Source organism: Corynebacterium sp. HMSC070E08, from assembly GCF_001808895.1.
Lineage (GTDB): Bacteria > Actinomycetota > Actinomycetes > Mycobacteriales > Mycobacteriaceae > Corynebacterium > Corynebacterium hiratae.
This window is the reverse complement of record NZ_KV794769.1, coordinates 1-823: the sequence shown is the minus strand read 5'-3', so window position 1 is coordinate 823 and position 823 is coordinate 1. Positions and strand designations below refer to the sequence as shown.

Below are 823 nucleotides of genomic sequence, written 5' to 3'. Positions count from 1 at the left end.
CATAGCTAACCCCCGACGTGTCTACTTTCCGGGGCCCAGGCCCCCCTTAGCAGCCACATGCAATCCTTCACCTAACCCGCCAGCAATCCGATACATATGTTAAGGGCAGCATGTAAGACTGAGCACTCAATGACGCTACCGGAGCGAAATCTCACCGCGCCAAGTATCCACCCACCGAGGAATTGAACCGGAAGTACGGGCCACAGATGAGCATCAAAGCCCAACAACACCAAATGTGGCAAAAGAAAAAGAGTCGCCTGAAAAGTGTTTCCCGCCCACAATCCCCAACGCCGAAGAAGTAAACCCCCGAGAAATCCGCGGAAGAAAAGCTCTTCGCCTGCAGCCCTTAGAATCGCGGCAACACTTACCCCTTGAACAAAAACGACGCCCGGCATGCCGAGACTATCCGTAGATACAAGACGGATACCAAGATAACCTAATCCAAGCAGCACAGGGAACAAGATGACACTTAAAGCTGCTGCCTGCAGGTTTCCCCAGCGCCAACCCACATTTGCCCGAGCTCGAGACACCCCGATTGACCCGCGTCGGACAAGGATATAGAGCACTGAAGGGGCAAGGAAGAAAAGAAACTCAACCATTTTTCTAGTCCTTTAACGCGAACCGGCGAAGCAACGCGACCCTAAAATACTCGCGCTTCTCATTCTACGATTCACTGTGAGAATGGGACTGAGCAACATTGGTGGGGTAAGTAATGCCACCCTAGCAAATTGGCTCCAGGTATCGATATAAGCAACGGCTCGGGTGGTTCGTGTGGAATCAGAAATAGACTTTCAATTGCAACACACAATGGTTGTAAAACGAA

At 51.3% G+C, this 823-nt stretch carries 1 protein-coding gene; it reads right to left on the bottom strand.

Annotated elements, in window-relative coordinates:
- Nucleotides 1–71 precede the first annotated feature (71 nt).
- Nucleotides 72–599 (bottom strand): CPBP family glutamic-type intramembrane protease, encoded by a 528-nt coding sequence (locus HMPREF2526_RS07555; RefSeq protein ID WP_070512862.1) that lies wholly within the window; start codon nt 597–599, stop codon nt 72–74.
- Between the last annotated feature and the right edge of the window lie 224 nt (nt 600–823).

Coding starts and splice junctions, on each gene's coding strand:
- HMPREF2526_RS07555 (WP_070512862.1), bottom strand. CDS start 599: ATGGTTGAGTTTCTTTTCTTCCTTGCCCCTTCAGTGCTCTATATCCTT.